Consider the following 17,556-nt stretch of genomic DNA (forward strand, 5'->3'; position numbering starts at 1 on the left):
TTGTTATAGCAGAGCTATAGCAAGAACCATTAAATATCTATGAGTATTGGGTGTTGCTATCGAATCGAACTATAAATTTTTTAATACTACTAAACTTTAAAAATTGCTCATCAGCCACGCTCAACATAAAAAAGGAGGAGTAGCTCCTTTCAATCAGGACGATAGCTGGTATGGATTTACAATTAGAATATTTTTAGATGATTTTTCTAGGTAATTACATTAGGTATTTAACTTAACTGATTATCGTGTTCGTTGTTCCAGAAGGATAAAAAGGGCTTTACGAATAGTCGATGCAGGTCAATCAAAAATATGTTTTGTTATCAACAATAGATAGCAATCTAACAGATTATCTGTCTATTGTGTTCATTTTAGTTTTGCTAGATCGGTTGCTCAGTTTTAGGATAACGCTTATTGCTAATAACCGCTAGTAGTTTTTTGACCATATGGTCAACTTTTTGAGATATTTAGCCATTTAGGGTGATTTATTTAGTTAGATTATAACTATTCACTATGAGTTACAATAGAGAAGCAAGCAAATATCTACTATCTACTCAAACATTACTATACGGATATCCCTTCGTTATGTTATCACCCCAAGACCAATTAACTGAACTGGTGCGCACCCTTGAGACTGAGCAGCATGTTTTTGCGACTGATCCCCTACTAGTGACCGAAAAGCTGCAAGTAGAAGAAGGTACTGTTCTACAAAAGTTACATCGGCGTGCTTCACGCATAGACAGCAACGGCGCTCTGGCAGGAGTTTTAGGCAAGATAGAAGGACGCCTCAAAGGTATTATGGTCATCATGAGTGTGATCTGGTGCGTGTCTGGTTTTTTTGGCTTGTTTACCTTACTCCAAGCCAATGTGGTTAATTTCTTTTATGTGCTAGTTTGTTTGCTGGGTTTTCATACTATTATGCTAGTAGGCTGGCTAGTAATGACTTTAATCAATCAAAGCAAGCACTCCTCCAATTGGTTTGCCAGTTTTGTGAGTCCCAGTTATTTAATCCGTGGTAAAGACGATGTTACCCAAGCCGCCGTGAGCTTGTATGAGCAGCAGTTGCAACATAGCGGTATGCGCTGGTATCTAGGTCGTTTCAGTCATCAGCTCTGGCTGGCTACTTTGACTGGTATGCTGCTAGCGATTATATTTTTATTAATTGTTCGTCAGTATAGTTTTAGCTGGGAGTCTACCTTGCTCTCAGATCAAGCGTTGATCACTTTGACTCGAGTGCTAGGTTGGCTGCCTAGTATGGTTGGCTTCGATGTGCCTAATGATGCGGCAATCGTCCAAAGCCGCCTAGTCACTGATACCCTGCCCTTAGCTATTGCTCGGCAATGGGCAGGGTTATTGATTGGTAGCCTGCTGATGTATGGCATCGTACCACGGGCGCTGGCATGGGCATTCTGTGCGCTGATGTTCCGTAGCAAAAAGATGCGCTTAGATATCAAAATAGCTTATTATCAAAAGATAATAAACTTTTGGCAGCGCCAAGTGATAGATGTTGATGACTTTGTGGCAGTGGCTGCGCCTATAGCTCCTAAAGCAGTAGTTAGCAGTGCCGCTAAGCTAGTGGCTCTGCTTGAGTATCCGACTGACAACCCTCTATGGTGGCAAGCGGGGCTCAACTACTATGATGGCCCTATTGAAGCTGTCGAGGATTTCGGTATTATTGACGATCGTGAGGACTTGGCACGGTTAACTACTCATCTAGACCAACATCCGCTCCAAGTGCTTTTAGGCATCCATGATAAGGCCTTACCAGATCGAGGAGCACTTCGAAAATTGGATCAAATTGCGGCGCATGCTCAACACGGGGTTATAGTGCAGCTGTTGAATAATCAAACGCTTGAAACTAATGCTGATGCGAGCAGGAGCACCTTTAACAATGTCCGATATCAACAGTGGCAAACCGCCCTTGCAGCAAGGAAAATTGGCTTAGTAGCTGGCTAGTAACTGGGATGCTGCCATAGACTTAGCAGATGACCCAAGCGCCTATAACTTATACTGGTCTTTTAGAGTCTCAAGCTGCATATTAAAACAACTGGGTTAGCTAGTACTCTTAGGTAGAATGGGATGAAATGATATGGCAGAGTCAGATAACGGTATCAGTTTGGGTCAGTATAGTCAGACTTTAGAGGGGGTTAAAGACACACTGAATCAGAGCATCTTGTCTATTGCTCCTGAAGCTTGGCAGTCGTCATTGACTAGCATTTTGCCTGCCCATTGGCAAGAGTGGCTGTTACCCTTGATGGGTGGGCCGTTTTTTTTATTATTCTTAGCAGAATGGTCTTATCAAGCGCGTCGCGGTGATAGTAGCGCCTTTCACTGGCGTCGAGCAGTAACCAATTTTAGTCTAGGCGGCTCTTATTTGAGCTTTGAGTTGATTGTGCAAGCGCTTATTGTGCTGCCAATATGTCTATGGCTATACCAGTATCGGCTATTTACTATTGAAGTTACTTGGCTGAGCGCTATTCCTATTTTTATTGCAGTGGAGTTTAGTTACTATTGGTTTCATCGCAGCTCACATAGAGTGAATTGGTTTTGGTCAGCGCATGTGGTGCATCACTCTGATGATCAGATGAACTTATCGACAGCGATGCGTCAAAGCTTACTGTATTCAGTCACTGGTTGGTGGCTGTTCTTTCTACCGCTAATGCTGCTTGGCGTGCATCCTGTCTGGGTATTTTTCTTCTACGCTATTGACTTAATTTATCAATTCTTTATTCATACTGAAACGGTAGGAAAACTCCCCAAATGGGTCGAATATATTTTTGATACCCCTTCTAACCATCGGGCCCATCATGGTACTAATGGGGAGTATATTGACAAAAACTACGGTGGCGTCATTATACTATTTGACCGCTGGTTCGGAACTTATGTCGAAGAAGATACTATTAACAACCCAGTGCGTTATGGTGCAGTTGGCGAGACCAGTAATGATAATATTTTTCAGCTTATTTTTGCCGTATTTTATCGAATGTGGCAGCAGTTCTTTCTTGCTAAGGGGCTAAAGAATAAAGTAAAAGTATTATTTAGCCCACCTGGTGCGGTTTAGCAGCGGTTCTCATGTTTTTATTGGCATTGTTTGATACCTTAATCTTCTATACTTAATCAACATTTGCCGTTATTAATCTATAGCTATATTTACCCGATTTTACGGTAAAATTGCTATAACGCTTTTCATTTACTATAAGAAATTATTATGAATAACAATAATCAGTCGACTGATAAATCAAAAGGGCTATTCGCCGATAAAGCCCTAAAAAGTGATGCTGTCGCTGTAGAGAATACCAGCTTATTAAAGCCTACTGCTGCCGATAATAGCTATAGTAATAACGATGTTAGTGCTCACTACTCAGAACCGCTATCGTCCTCTTCCTTATCCCCTGCATTAGTTTCTACTAATGCTAATGCTGAATGGTCAGAAAAATCACCGATGACTAAAAAAACCATTGCTAACGGCGAAGCGCTAAAGCTTGCCGTTGTTGGTCATACTAATACTGGCAAAACCTCAATACTGCGCACCTTACTCAGAGATGTGTATTTTGGTGAAGTCAAAAATGAAGCAGCGACTACTCGCCATGTTGAGCGGGCGCAGTTAACCGATAGCCAGACGGGCGAAGTACTAGTGGCTTTGTATGATACCCCAGGGTTAGAAGATGCTTCGGGTCTGATGGATTGGCTAGAGGACAACACTGCCAGTCGTCGTGATGGTATCGAGCGCTTGCAGCAGTTCTTAGCCGCAGATATCGCGCAAGGCGCTGAGCGCATAGACGGCTCTGTTTATCAAGACTACAGTCAAGAAGCTAAAGTGATTCGCCAAGTGCTGGCAAGTGATATGGCCATCTATGTTGTCGATGCTCGAGAGCCAGTATTAGGTAAATATAAAGATGAATTGGCTATCTTATCTTGGGCGGCGATTCCGGTCATGCCGGTGTTTAACTTCACCGATAGCCAAGATGCCAATATTGATGATTGGCAGACGATGCTGGCACGACGTAACTTGCATATCTCTACCCGCTTTGACTCAGTAGCCTTTGAGTTTGAGGATGAAATGCACTTGTGGCAGAATCTCGCCACTATGCTTACCCACTCTGAGATGCTTGAGCAACTGATGGACAGTCGAGCTGCTGATTGGGCGCGTCTGTATGATGAAGCTAATATTATTATTGCTGACTTTCTGCTCAACGTGGCGGCTTTTGTACGAGAGATCAATGAAGACGATGATCCGATGCCAGTGTTAACGCAGATGCAAGAAGCCGTGCGTCAAAGCGAAAGGACTATGCAAAATAAATTGTTAAACTCCTACAAGTTTTATGATAATGCAGTAGCAGCAACGCCGCTTGAATTAAAAGCTTACCAGCAAGATCCATTCGATCCTGAATTACTAAAAACTTACGGTATTCGCACTACCTCAGGTGCCGCAGCAGGCGCACTATTAGGATTAGGGATAGATGCGGCAGCGTTAGGGACTACCTTAGGACTAGGAGCCGCTTTGGGTGGTCTCGCTGGTGGGTTGTTGTCTAACACTAGTAGTATCGCCGACAAGCTCACCGGGGTGAAACGCTTATATATTGATCCTGCTACTTTGACCTTATTAGCGACCAGAGCGATGGATCTACTGACAGCTCTACGCCATCGTGGTCATGCGGCGACTGATGCCACCCAAATGCTATATCAAGATGATGGTACTACTACCCACAGCAGCAACCCTACTCAAAGCGATGATGCTAAAAATGACAGTGCTGATAATCATTCAATCACTCCATGGCCGAGCCATAAATTACCTAGCGAGCTAAAAAAAGCCCGAGGTAAGCCGCAATGGTCATCGTTGAGCAGTGGTAAGTCGGAGTTAGCGCAGAGCTTACGAATGGATGCTACTTGGTCCCTAGCTAATAAACTTGAAGCTCACAAGCTGGCAGGTGACTAGCTTAACGGCTTAATGGCTTAATGAATTAGCAACTTAATAGCTTATCAATAACTTAGCAGCCTACTTTAGTAATTCACTCAAGGCTTTAGTACCACGGATATCGGTTTGTTGTAAGTAGACCGAATACAAGGGATAGCGTTTAAAGCTATTCTCAATATCCTTCACTATCTGCTGCTGTCTATCGGCACGTTGCTGCCAAAAGTTATCTGTTTGTACAGGATCTATAAGTTGGTTGATCACTATAGCCGCTGGCGTGAGTTTTGCGGCTTCCAACTGCTCGATAGCTCGCCTGGTTTCTGCTAAAGGTAGAATATCGGCGGTCATCACTAATAAGATAGCCGTCTGAGTACGCTCATGTAATAGCTGTCCTGCCTGACGAAATAGCTCTTTACGCTTCTCTAATACTGCTACGGCTTGCTCCCAGCGATCGGGTTTGTGCTTCTGAAAGGGATTGGCCAAGTCTTTATGGTTATTGGCTTTACTAGCCGCTATCTTATTAGAGTTACTATCTAAATGAGTAGCCACTGAGCGTAACTTGGCTTGTCGTCGTTGCTGCGCTAATAATCCATCTGTCCATGCTCCCATCATCTCAGGCAACACTAACAGCCGCAAGGTATGTCCTGTTGGCGCAGTATCGAATATTATGTGTTGATAACCAGCGTCAGCAGCAGCTACTAAATGCTGGCACATAGACTCTAACATCGCTGCTTCTTGTGCTCCTGGCGCTGACTTTGATAGCTGTAGATGCTCACGTATTTTGGGCATCATTTCGGGATTGGCATAAGCCCTGATAGTACGTTCAACTTGGGCAAAGTGGGCGTCAACGATAATATCGGGATTGAGCTCAATAGCATCGAGATAAGGGCTGATTGCTGTTTTTTCATTATTGAGCTTAGTATTTAGCACATCACCTAGGCTATGCGCAGGATCAGTTGAGATAATAAGGGTTCTTTTGTGTTTAGCGGCGAATTGGCTGGCGAGTGCTGCCGCAGTAGTAGTCTTTCCTACCCCGCCTTTGCCACCAACGAAGATAATTGGCTGTGCTGATAATTGGGTAACTAAGTTGTCTAAGGATTGTAGGGCCATAGGGTAATCTCTTTATTATATTTATAATTAGGCTAAGCAATTAGGCTAAGCTTAAATTTTTACGGCGGTGCTTATTGCTAGCTAAGGTTGACTTACTCTGCTTGTGGGCTATGCATAGTAGCTAACATCACTAGCAGCAACCAACATGGTCAAACGGACATCTATCCATACCCATACGCGTATGCCATTCATGGAAGTTCTCTAAGAACAGCGGCTGCAATTCTAAGGTATAAAAGCTCGCTGGATTATCAATCCCTAAGCTCTCAGCAAACATTAGCAGCATAAAGAAATCTTCTTCATCACGTGCTGCTCGCGCCATAGTTTGTCGATAAGGGGCATGATAGAACTCATTAAGCCCTGCCGAAAAGCGTTGCCACCAAGTTGAGCTGTTAGTGGTTATAGGGGTTATATCGTCTGCGCTATCAGCTGGCAGGTCTGATAAAGGATCAAAACCCTCTGAAGTCTCAAAGACACCACTTATCAAATTGTCATCATCTTTATTATGCATAATTGACCCTAATTATTCATGTTTTTAGCTAATATAGCATTTTGTGCTCTATATCCGTATAGCTATCAGTCGCTAAGTGATTGGTATTTTATTTATTCTGTTTCTAAATCTCTCAATCTACCTGTCTATCAATTTATCTATATATCATGCCTGCTTTTATTGAGCATAAAAAACGCCAGCAACTGCCAGCGTTTTTCTGTTACAACCCTTTATTTAACTAAGGGTTAACTGGTTTTCTTACCCTTATAGGTCGACCACTCACGGCGCAGTACCGAAAAGCTCTCAAAAGTGACTAATACTGAAGCAATAAGAATGACTATATCCATAATAATCAATAGCCAGTTGCCCTCATCATAGAAAGTTTTCAGCTGAATCAATAACGCAAGTAAAGTCATTACTAATAAGAAGCACAGTGGTGCTAAGGTGTACCAAACCGGCTTACCTTTGCGTAATAGGATAACCGTAACCACCATTAAGGTTAAGGCCGCCATCAACTGGTTAGTCGTTCCGAACAATGGCCAGATAATCATGCCACCAGCACCATCAATACCGCCAGCGCCGAAGGCTAATAGCAGACAGGTTCCTACGGCTAAGAAGGTCGCTACTGAGCCTTTATTCAATATTGGCAAGTTATAAAATTCGCCAAATTCTTGGAAAATATAGCGTTGTAGTCGTACGCCAGTATCCATAGTCGTACCAGCAAACAATGCCGCCATAACGGTAAGCATAGTTTGTGATAATACCATGTCGATACCAACACCATTACTCAAGATAGTAGCACCACCGTCGATAAAGGCACCGATAGAGCCATCACCGAAGTTTTGATAAACCGCTTGCCAATCCCCTAGGGTGGCAAATCCAGCAGTAGCCGCTAGAATAGCACCAAGGGCTAACATGCCCTCGCCTAAAGCTCCGAAATAGCCAACAAAACGGGTATCTTCTTCTTTATCAATTTGCTTAGAAGTAGTCCCCGTAGCTACTAGGCCATGGAAGCCTGAAATAGCTCCACAAGCAATAGTAACAAACAACAATGGCACGATAGAAGGCGCGCTCATCGGTAAGTTAGTATTGATTGCTGGCGCAACAATGTCAGGAGTTGAGATAAATATAGCGGCGTATAGTAAGATTAGACCGACGAACAGCTGTAAGCCATTAATATAATCGCGTGGCTGTAATAGCATCCATACAGGTAATAGCGAAGCTACTGCTGCATAAGCAAACAAGATAATGATCCAAACCGCATTATCAGGTAGTCCCATGATAGTTTCTGGCAATACGACTGGGAACATAGGCCCTAAATAGATAAGACCATATAAAGCAATCACCCCAATGATGGAGACCCAAACCAAATTCATGTTATAGCGATAAATACATTGACCAATGATAAAGGCCACGACTAATGCGCCCCACACTGGCAATACTGCTGACGGTGTCTTAATCATCATATTAGCGATAGCCACACCGAATACGGCGTTGACCATTAATAATAATAAGAAAATAACTACCATCATTAAGCTGCGGACGCGCGTGCCCATAACTGTACCAGCGATCGAGCCGATAGACTGACCTCGGTTACGCATACTGGCCCAAATGGCAGACATATCATGAACGCCCGCCATAAAAATAGTACCAAAAACCACCCAAATAACTGCTGGTAACCAACCCCAAATGACCGCAATAGCTGGACCAATGATCGGTGCTGCTCCAGCGACTGAAGTAAAATGGTGGCCCCATAATACAAACTTGTTAGTAGGAACGTAATCCACTCCATCTTTCATAGTATGGGCTGGCGTGGCAATACTGTTATCTAATCCTAGAATCTTACTGGCTATGAACTTTGAGTAAAAAGCATAACCACATAGCATCAAAGCGACGCCAACTATTAACACGATGGCACTATTCATTCCTTTGCTCCTTTTATTTTATCTTTTCCTAGATAATGGGGAAATAGTTTGGAAACAGTGTTTTGCCTATTACTATATTCTATTGTGCTTATCATTTTTCTGCATAGCTAACCGCTGATAAAAGGCAACTGCCCTATTTATACTAGTAGCTAAATACTGAAGTTGTCTTTTTGGGGTATTGCGCTATGCAGGAGTTATTATTTTGCCATGTAAACTTTGGCGATTAAAATCTTGCAAGTATGATAAGTTATGATAATGATTTATTATGGTGAACTACTAAGTGCATAATAGCCGATAGTTAACAAACCACGAAAAAATTTAAGCTATAATTACAGTAATTTATTAATGTATTCGCACTTATTCAATGCTATCAACCTAGGAGTAATCAGCTGCTGATTGGTAAATCAGCGTTGACTGGGATTGTAACTGATATGACAAAAAATGTAACGCTATTAAGTCAGTAAACGGTATCATTGCATACAACAACTAAAGAACCTTCGACATAGGCAGCATAATGGCACATTATTTTGGATTCATACCTTCAGACGAGCTAAAGATACTGATTAAAGAAGCAGAACAAATTATCGAATCTAAGCAATCGGTAGATTACTACCCTTATCGTGATGTGTTGACTAAACAGACGGCTAAGGATCTTATTGATAACTTGTTAGTAGGGTTGATTGATAATATCCCCAATCCTGAGCGTCAGGCAGCAATGAGCAAAATTATTATCACTATCGAAAAAGCTGCTGATACTCTGCTTAATATTCTGTTGGGTAAAGAGAACAACGAAGAAGTCATGCCTAGTTTTAACTTCCTAAAAGATAAAGCTACTTTCATTGATAACGAAGGGTGTAGTCGTGTTGGCTTTAAGCTTACTGAGCAACAAGCTCAAAAGATTGTCGAAGGTTTTGCTGCTGTGACCCCAGAGAGTGTCGATGCAGTAAAATTTAGAGCCGCGCTTGAGACTATGAATGAGGCAACGCTAACTCACTTCATTACCCGCTTTGCTGAAACTCTCAAGTTAGGAATGATAAAACGCAAGTCTGTGCCGATGGCTAAAGCGGCAATCGACAAAGGCATGAGCATGGCCCTAAATAAACTGCTACCGGATCTACCAGATACTTCAATGAATCGCTTGGCAAATTACTATCGGCCTTTTATCGTCGAAAAGTCTCAATAGAGCGCTCAGCTAAAACCATACTAATTTTGCTTGAATAGTGATGTTTATTAGGAAAATCACTTAAACCTTGCTAAAATAAGCAGCACTTTTTACCGAAGGCGCACCCTATGACTCAGATCAGTAATCAAGAAATCGAACAGACTCTACGTAACTCAGAATGTCTTATCAGTAGTATCGAAGTTGCAGCAGCATATGAGCGCCTTGCCGCGCAGCTTAATCTACATTATGTGGGTCTTAACCCAATCGTAATGGTAATAATGAATGGTGGTTTGATTCCTGCTGGACAACTACTTACTCATCTAACCTTTTACCATCGTATGCACTATATCCATGCTTCTCGTTATCGTGATAACCAAGGTACTAATGAGCTTGATTGGAAATTTAAGCCTGACGTCAATATTGCAGGCGAGCATGTATTACTGATTGATGATATCTTTGATGAAGGCATCACTTTAAAAACAATCGTTGAGGAACTAGGTAAAGAAAGCCCTGCTTCTATCGAAACTTGTGTGCTACTTAATAAGAAGCATGACCGTAAAGTGAATGATTTTGACGTTGATTTTGTTGGTATTGAAGTCGCTGATCGTTATGTCTACGGCTGTGGTATGGATTTTCATGGTTACTTGCGTCATTTACCAGGCATCTATGCCATTAAAGAAGACAAATTATAAAATTAAGTATTAATAATTAAAAAAGCATCCGTTTTGGATGCTTTTTTTTGCTTTATTTTAAGACTTATTGCTAACAATAATGGCTACTGACCATAAAGCGCTAGGATTTTATCTACAGGTAGTAGTGAGCCAATGTCTCTCACTGCAAAGAAATAGTTAAGTTGCGATCTGCGTTCCTTCCTTGAGGTTAGTAATAACTAACTTACTAGGTGTATAAGTGGCGTTCTCAACTAGCTTTACTGCTGCTTTAAACCAATACATTGCTATTTCTAACCCTAGTTTATAGTCTGTATTTTTTCGAACTGTAGTCCGAGACCGGTTTGGCGAACTGTTGGGGTATTGAGGGCATGAGTAAAAGCTGAACTAGTACTGAATATAGATATTTTTTGTTTAGCACGAGTGACCGCCGTATAGATTAGTTCTTGGCTCAGTAATCGCCCATTACTGTCATCGAAACTTATCGCCACATGTTCAAACTCTGACCCTTGTGATTTATGAATAGTCATAGCATAAGCTGTGGCAATCATCTCATCGCTAAACATATTAATGGCTATGCCTTGGGCTTTGTTCTCAAAGAACACTTGCAACTGCCCTGCCTGAGTTTGCATACAGATCCCTATATCACCATTGAACAATCCTAGCTCATAGTTGTTCTGTAGTATCATTATCGGACGACCATGATACCAAGAGGACTTTGACAACGGCAGTTTGAGCTTAAATTTATGCTGTTCGCTCAGATAATGATTGATGTTATGATCGCCACAATGCCCATGATGACCGGCTGTAAGAATGCGAAAATTATTTAACGAGGCTATTAAATCGTTGAAATCTTCTCTTATACTATCATTTGGCACGGATTTCGCTAATTGAGCCTTTTTTAGAGAACTTTTTGATTTGTTCATATAATTTTCGTAATTTTGAGTTAACATACTTAAAAATTCATAATTGCCTAGGCTATTTTTTGTATGAATAGATATGAACAACTGTTGTTGCTCAGATTGAGACTCTGCTTGTCGACGTAGATGATGAAAGCTTAGCGCTTGATTGTTATTTATCAGTTGCCAAACTTCCTGCATATTCTTATCGTCTTGATTGATCAGCCGCGCAAGTTGTCCGATCCCAGAATCATCAGTAAAGCGTCTACTAAGAGTTAACCTTTGACTAACCTCTTGCAGCGCTGGTAACTGGCATAGATCAGCTAATACCGCGCCAGCATCTACCGCCGCAAGCTGGTTAGCATCACCTAATAGAATAAGTCTAGCGTTCGGCTTTACAGCGCTGACTAAATGATTGGCCAACTCCACCCCAAGCATAGAAGCCTCATCAACAATGATAATGTCTTCGCTTAGTGGATTGTCACTGTTATAGCGAGGCTGCCCACCTTGGCCGATACCCAGCAGTCGATGTATAGTCTTAGCCTCTGGCAGCTGCATCTGAATGCCTGCTTGCTGTATGGCATCTTGCAACGACTCTTGCATGCGCTGAGCAGCTTTACCAGTTGGCGCGGCTAAAGCAAGATTGGCCTTGTTGCTATCCCCTGCCCTTGTAGGATCTGATAGTTGTGCTTGTTGTAGCGCAATTACTAATTGAGCTACAGTAAAAGTCTTACCCGTGCCAGGTCCACCGGTGATAATACTAAAAGCCGATTGATTGGCCATATGGATAGCTTGTTGTTGTTCGGGATTGAGGGAAGCATTAAGCGTTATAGGCAGTGCTGGCACTTGTTGCTGCTTAATGCGCATAATATTCTCAGCTAAAGCGAACTCTGCTTGCCAAGTGCGATGTAGCCATAAGGTGACTTGGATAGGGTCATCACCTAATCTGCTCTGTACTTGCCACACTATAGGCCGATCATTTTCTTTTTTTGCTTGGCTAAAAAGGAGTTGTTGGTTTAGTATATTTGTAAATTTGCTTAGGCTATTTTTTGATGAATCACTATAGTGCGCTAGCTGTTGCAACTGCTTATAAAGTCCTAAGCAAACTTGATAATGCTGCTGCAATATTTGCAGCTCATACTTAGGCAAAGTGGACTGTAATACGGTCTTAACCCATAACTCACTATCTGACTGCATCAACAAGTCTACAGAAACTAGCTCGCTAGCAAAGCTGCCTTGTGCCTGCGACAATAAAGGCTGGAGTAAAGGTTGCATAAGCTGCTGTTGCCAGAGGTATAGACTATCAAAGCTAGTCTGTCGGTCCTGCAGGTCATCGCTTATAGCAGCAGTATTAACAGAAGCATTATCTGTCTCGGCATTTAATACTAATACTGTATGACCTTCCTCTAAGCGCTGTACTAGCAGCGCAAATATGGCAGTGAATAGATAGTCTTGGCTAGTATTATCGGCCTTAGCTAGAGCAGTGCTTACTGATGGTGAAGGTTGCAACTGGCCTTTATAAGCGCTTTGGGTTTGCGCTCGACGCTGTAGTAAATAGTCGCTAACAGTCAGCGCCCAACTGCTACTAACACTACCCGCTTCAACCGAGCTTTGCCCACGACTTATTAGCGGTGATTGAACTACAGAAACGGAGCTAGCTGCAAGCTTAGTCGATGTTTTTTTCGCTGCATTGGTCGATGGCTTGATTAATAATTGCTTATCTGCTGATTGAGTCATTATGGGTCCGTAGTTAATAGTGCTGTGGCTTATTTTTAACTGCTTTAAGAGCTATTTTTTCTTCAGTAGCACTGGTAGAATGCTGACCTCGTGCTTATTCGTTATAAACCAACTGAGCCTAACTGCTTGGCGTACCAAACATCTCATCCAAGGCTTGTATCAGCGTAAAGGGAACATCCCACTTGATACGTCCGTAGTTATGAACACCTAGCGAATCAATACCTCGTAAAAACACATACTCTACTGCGCCCAGATAGCTAGTTTCGTTACCCGAATAACCCTCTATACGCAGACGCAAAAATCTATGCAAGGCCACTTGATAGATGGCAGCTTGTAGCCAATACCCTGCTTTGTTCATTGCGGCACTTAAGCTTTCATCATTATAATTGCTTAGGCTATCTCCTAAGTAATTACTCTTATAGTCTAATACATGATACTTGCCAGCATACTCATAAACTAAGTCGATCTCACCGCGCAAATAGCGGTAGATATAGCTAGAATACTGGCTATCAAGAGTAATATGCTTTTCTGGCTCGTCCGGTAAGTGCTGGCTAAAGACCTCATTGATATGCTCAGGCATAAAGTCTGCTGCCAGACCCATATTGAAACTCAATTCTGCAATACGTTGATCAGTCCTGATAGCCTGCAAAGGCTGACCAGAGGCTAGTAAAGGCGCCGCTAAGATATCGCTGACCCAAGCTATTAGTTCATTATGTGCGGCTGCTAGCGCTAGATCTTGTGTCGCTTTATCCGAGTCATCATCACTCTGAATTTGAGTGTCTGACCTTGGCGCTTTATTTTGTAATAGCCGCTGTTGCTGTTCAGCGCTGCTATAACTGCTAGGCAGCTGGTACTGACGAATACCTTGGTCAATAATCGCTGACCACTTGCTAGGGTTATTAAAATCTATCTTCTCAAAAATCTCATGCAAAAAAGTACCCGCATTAGCGCCTTTTATAAATCGAAAGCGAATATTGTCTGCGCTAATTTCATTGCTATCTTTATCACTGCTGCTATCACTACTGTCGTTATCAATATTGGCATTAGCATTGATATCAGCCGTTAGCGACGACCGACCACTGCTATCAGCCTGCTTGTTAGACCATAAGCTTAAACTATCGGTTAGATCTAAATCGTCCTCTATATTGTCATCAAAAATAGCTAAAGCTTTGCTCTGTTCGCCAAGCTGACGCGATAAAGCCGTAAAGCTAGTCTTAGCCCAACCTTTAAACGAGTTACGTTGTATTTGCGCATAGGCAGTCTGATAATCGATACGCAGTGCGCTATCAGCACTAACTAGCGACTCAGGGTTAGCGGTACTTTTAGAGGCGTAACTGCTGCTAATAATGGCTTCAGCTACAGGCTGAATAGCAGCATATTCTAGCCAGCTAATATAAGGCTGTAATCTATCTGGTAGTACAAACTTGTGATCCTCACAACTCAACCATTGCAGACTTGGCTTCCGCTCTGCATCTGTTTTGTTATAACCATCCTTAAATACCATGTACAGCTGCTCACTGGCCCGAGTAAAAGCAACATAGGCCAGTCGTCTGAACTCTTCATAGTTCTCAGTCGTTTCAAATTGTGCATAGTAGTCTTTGGCGGTTTCGCCTTTAGCTGATTTACTATGCAGCTTTCCTTTACTAGCAGATAAGCGGCGCTCGGTATTATTATCCTCAATATCATAGTCATATAGAAATAGATTATGAGCGCTACGACCGCCAGCCTTAGGGCTAGCACTATCCATACCGATCACATAGACAATCGGGAACTCTAAGCCTTTGGACTTATGGATAGTCATTAGCTGTACGCCCGACTCTGTTGGCAGTGGCTGCTGCTGTGCCCACTCTGGCGTTCGACTACTATGCATATTTTTTTTATACCATGCTAGTAGCTCATGCTCACCGATGTGCATGCCATGCTGCGCTAAGATATCTAGCAGTTGACGCAAATCCATTATATAGCGTGCGCCGTCTTCTAAGTCGGCAAGACCGACCCAAACGTTTTGGCTTTTGGCTTGCTGAGTAGACAGCTGCAGGTTTTGCTCAACCATAGGGTTACGAGCAAACAGGTAATGCAATGCTGACAACACCCCATTATGCTGCCAATACGACGCTGCGGTCTTTAAATACAACTGGAAGTCTTGATAGCGCTGTTTTAGGGCTATTTGCTCGCTAGTCATAGCAGTAGAGCTATCGTCCTCATCTATCATTAGCGCTTGCACGTCAGTTAAGCTCAACTGATAGAAATTACTAGTCAATAGCCGATTAATAATATCTCGGCGCTGTGGGCGTAGCATAGCCTCTAATAAGGCAGCTAAATCAGCGGCAATAGCCGTATCGAAGACGTTTTTTTCTGCGGTCTCTAAGGTAGATACTCCCAGCTTACTGAGCATATCCTCGACTTGTTTTAACTCTTGCTTGCGGCGTCCTAGTACCCCGATATCATTTGGCTTGATAGCTCGACCATCAATAGTTTGCTTACTGGCTAGTAATGCCGCTATATGCAACGCTGTGAGCTCGCAAGCATCGTACTTAGCTTGCTTATCGTAAGGCAGATGGATCACACTCACTGGGCTATTAGCTAGAATAGGATAAGGCGCTAACGGCGCTATTGAGGATTGATCTCCCTCAGTTTGCCACGAGAGCCGCGAATCGAGTTTTGAGGCGGTTATATGTTGATAATAGATACTATTACCTAACTGCGCTAATTGGCTAGCACCATCAATAACGGCCTGTTTTGACTCAGCTACAGGATTCGGTCTACCAAACCAGTGGTTCAGTGCGGTAACCAAACCTTTATTAGAGCGTCTATTGACATCAAGGCTCATAATGTTGTTTTTATCAAACTTGGCTTTCATGGCGTTATAGTTGGCGACGTCACCACCACGAAAACCATAAATCGCTTGTTTAGGATCCCCTACTAGTAGTAAAAACCCTCGACCAACTTTCTGATTAGTGCTGTCATTACTTTTAGACAAGTAAATACGCTCAATCATGCGCGCCTGTTCGCCATTGATATCTTGAGACTCATCGATAAGTGCTACTGGATAATGATGGCGAATATAACGTGCCAGCCTCTCACCTTGCCTGCCTGATAAAGCTTGGTTTAAGCGCACCATTTGCAAGGCAAAAGTAGTCTCGCGCCTGGCTTCGAGTATTGATGGCAGTTTTTGCCTTACTTTTAATGCTATGTCACGGTTTAGGTTCTCGACTAAAGCATCAAGATATAACTCAATTTGATTGGCATAATCAGTTACTAGTTTTAATGCTTGAATGGTGTTTAGACTAGTAAAAGCTAAACGCTGGGGTTCTTTATTGCCATTAAAGCCCTTGCCACCTTCTTCTTTAGCTAAAAAAGCCAGAGGTAGAGCCTCATAGAACTTCTGGGTTTCGTCATCTAAATGAGCAAAAAATAACTTCCCATTTTTTTGAATAGCAGATTGAATATGAGCAATTCTATCCATTTTAGCGCCTAGACCCGCTGTGCCATGAAACCCTTGAGCCTTACGGTAGTCTTTATCAAAATACGGTTCGACATCCTTTAAATCACCTTGTACAAAATCATCTAAGGCTTGCTGATATGCAGCAAAATCTATCTCGGGCCCCATCTCAACAGTCTCGATAGGCGTTGAGATAAATTGCAACGATTTATTAGCGACATTCAGATGATCAGCTGGTATGGTGAGTCGCTTAGTATGCTGCAATAGCTGATAAACCTGATTGTGCTGGTTATATAAGTAGCTGTGGTGGCCACGCACGACATCATGAATAATACTCTCTAACACTAGCTGTTCTTGATCACTGATTTGGATGCCTTGCTGATGTCCAGTCTCAGCGCTATATTCAGACAGCCACTTTTGTGACAAGCTGTCCAAGGTACCAACGAACAGCTTATCTAAAGTGGTCAAAACCAAAGCGCAGCGTCTAAGAGCGTCAGCTAACGGATACTCTTCCGTATGATCTAGTAGATACTCGAGCAAATAGCTATTGATAGGATCATCGATAAGATCCTTATTGCCTGAGAGCTTAGCTTGATCTTTGAGCCAGTCCTGGCGTTTTTTCTGCTGCTCTATGCTTATCTTTTTGCTAGCTGCATTAGCTAGCTTAGAGTCTCTATCGCTGTTGTCAGCTCTATTATTTAAGCCATTATTCGCGTGTTTAGCGCTGGTATCTTTTAGCTGCGGATAGAGTATTTCTCGAGTAGCCGGGGTAATTGGTAGCTTACTAAACCACTGTAGTAGTTGATAAAAATCAACCAAACGCTCATGGATGCGTTGACGCATCTCTGCAGCAGCTGCCCGAGTAAAAGTAGTGGCGATAATATGTTCAGGAGCCCGTTTTGCCTCAATTAGTAGACGTAGAACAATACCCGTTAAAGTCCAAGTCTTGCCAGTACCCGCTGAGGCTTCTATAAGATACTTACCATTGAGCTTGATACGGATAGCAGGCGGCTGTTCTGATATAGGGGTAGCCTGACAATTGATAGCATGGCTATCTACACTAGTACCTAAGTGATCAGCTGTGGCATTGTTATAGTCATGACCAACTGTCTCTAAGCCATTATCAGTATTATTATTTTGATCCATAAAAATCACTTGTTCAAAGTCTTACGATTAATATCATTATGCATCAGCCGTCAAAAAGCCGTACAAGCATT

At 42.5% G+C, this 17,556-nt stretch carries 10 protein-coding genes; 5 read left to right on the forward strand and 5 right to left on the reverse strand.

Annotation, left to right across the window (positions count from 1 at the left end; genetic code table 11):
• Positions 1–582 precede the first annotated feature (582 nt).
• From KPY62_RS00865 to KPY62_RS00875, 3 genes are all read left to right on the forward strand, one after another.
• Positions 583–1,953, forward strand: coding sequence for a DUF2868 domain-containing protein (locus KPY62_RS00865; protein ID WP_216580409.1), 1,371 nt, complete (start codon positions 583–585; stop codon positions 1,951–1,953).
• 133 nt (positions 1,954–2,086) lie between these two features.
• Positions 2,087–3,058: a sterol desaturase family protein gene (locus KPY62_RS00870; protein ID WP_216580410.1), complete on the forward strand. Its 972-nt coding sequence runs from the start codon at positions 2,087–2,089 to the stop codon at positions 3,056–3,058.
• 381 nt (positions 3,059–3,439) lie between these two features.
• Complete coding sequence (locus tag KPY62_RS00875) at positions 3,440–4,933, forward strand: DUF3482 domain-containing protein (RefSeq protein ID WP_216582983.1); 1,494 nt, start codon at positions 3,440–3,442, stop codon at positions 4,931–4,933.
• 60 nt (positions 4,934–4,993) lie between these two features.
• On the opposite strand, the gene KPY62_RS00880 is transcribed toward KPY62_RS00875, so the two are convergent.
• The 3 genes from KPY62_RS00880 to KPY62_RS00890 form a co-directional block, all read right to left on the reverse strand.
• Entirely contained in the window at positions 4,994–6,019 is a 1,026-nt protein-coding gene (locus KPY62_RS00880) for an ArsA family ATPase (protein WP_216580411.1), read from the reverse strand.
• Between the two features lie 130 nt (positions 6,020–6,149).
• The gene (locus tag KPY62_RS00885) at positions 6,150–6,428 is read right to left on the reverse strand and encodes a cory-CC-star protein (RefSeq protein WP_324033930.1); all 279 of its coding nucleotides are present in this window, start codon (positions 6,426–6,428) and stop codon (positions 6,150–6,152) included.
• A 323-nt stretch (positions 6,429–6,751) separates the two neighbouring features.
• A complete protein-coding gene (locus KPY62_RS00890; RefSeq protein WP_216580412.1) occupies positions 6,752–8,431 on the reverse strand; it encodes a carbon starvation protein A in 1,680 nt (559 codons plus the stop codon).
• Between the two features lie 514 nt (positions 8,432–8,945).
• Between KPY62_RS00890 and KPY62_RS00895 the strand changes: the two genes are divergently transcribed.
• Positions 8,946–9,614: a hypothetical protein gene (locus KPY62_RS00895; RefSeq protein WP_216580413.1), complete on the forward strand. Its 669-nt coding sequence runs from the start codon at positions 8,946–8,948 to the stop codon at positions 9,612–9,614.
• A 107-nt stretch (positions 9,615–9,721) separates the two neighbouring features.
• Positions 9,722–10,285 (forward strand): hypoxanthine-guanine phosphoribosyltransferase, encoded by a 564-nt coding sequence (locus KPY62_RS00900; protein ID WP_201624165.1) that lies wholly within the window; start codon positions 9,722–9,724, stop codon positions 10,283–10,285.
• A gap of 275 nt (positions 10,286–10,560) precedes the next feature.
• On the opposite strand, the gene recD is transcribed toward KPY62_RS00900, so the two are convergent.
• Together recD and KPY62_RS00910 are read right to left on the reverse strand one after the other, a co-directional pair.
• Positions 10,561–12,897: an exodeoxyribonuclease V subunit alpha gene (recD, locus tag KPY62_RS00905; RefSeq protein ID WP_216580414.1), complete on the reverse strand. Its 2,337-nt coding sequence runs from the start codon at positions 12,895–12,897 to the stop codon at positions 10,561–10,563.
• Between the two features lie 118 nt (positions 12,898–13,015).
• Positions 13,016–17,485, reverse strand: a complete 4,470-nt coding sequence (locus tag KPY62_RS00910; protein ID WP_216580415.1) for a UvrD-helicase domain-containing protein — start codon at positions 17,483–17,485, stop codon at positions 13,016–13,018.
• Positions 17,486–17,556 lie beyond the last annotated feature (71 nt).

Origin of the sequence: Psychrobacter sp. TAE2020, assembly GCF_018919485.1 — a bacterium.
Classification (GTDB): Bacteria; Pseudomonadota; Gammaproteobacteria; order Pseudomonadales; family Moraxellaceae; genus Psychrobacter.

Excerpts from the sequence above, each read along its gene's own strand:
- recD (WP_216580414.1), bottom strand. The coding sequence starts at position 12,897 with ATGACTCAATCAGCAGATAAGCAATTATTAATCAAGCCATCGACCAAT.
- KPY62_RS00890 (WP_216580412.1), bottom strand. The coding sequence starts at position 8,431 with ATGAATAGTGCCATCGTGTTAATAGTTGGCGTCGCTTTGATGCTATGT.
- KPY62_RS00875 (WP_216582983.1), top strand. The coding sequence starts at position 3,440 with ATGACTAAAAAAACCATTGCTAACGGCGAAGCGCTAAAGCTTGCCGTT.
- KPY62_RS00895 (WP_216580413.1), top strand. The coding sequence starts at position 8,946 with ATGGCACATTATTTTGGATTCATACCTTCAGACGAGCTAAAGATACTG.
- KPY62_RS00870 (WP_216580410.1), top strand. The coding sequence starts at position 2,087 with ATGGCAGAGTCAGATAACGGTATCAGTTTGGGTCAGTATAGTCAGACT.
- KPY62_RS00900 (WP_201624165.1), top strand. The coding sequence starts at position 9,722 with ATGACTCAGATCAGTAATCAAGAAATCGAACAGACTCTACGTAACTCA.
- KPY62_RS00880 (WP_216580411.1), bottom strand. The coding sequence starts at position 6,019 with ATGGCCCTACAATCCTTAGACAACTTAGTTACCCAATTATCAGCACAG.
- KPY62_RS00865 (WP_216580409.1), top strand. The coding sequence starts at position 583 with ATGTTATCACCCCAAGACCAATTAACTGAACTGGTGCGCACCCTTGAG.
- KPY62_RS00910 (WP_216580415.1), bottom strand. The coding sequence starts at position 17,485 with ATGGATCAAAATAATAATACTGATAATGGCTTAGAGACAGTTGGTCAT.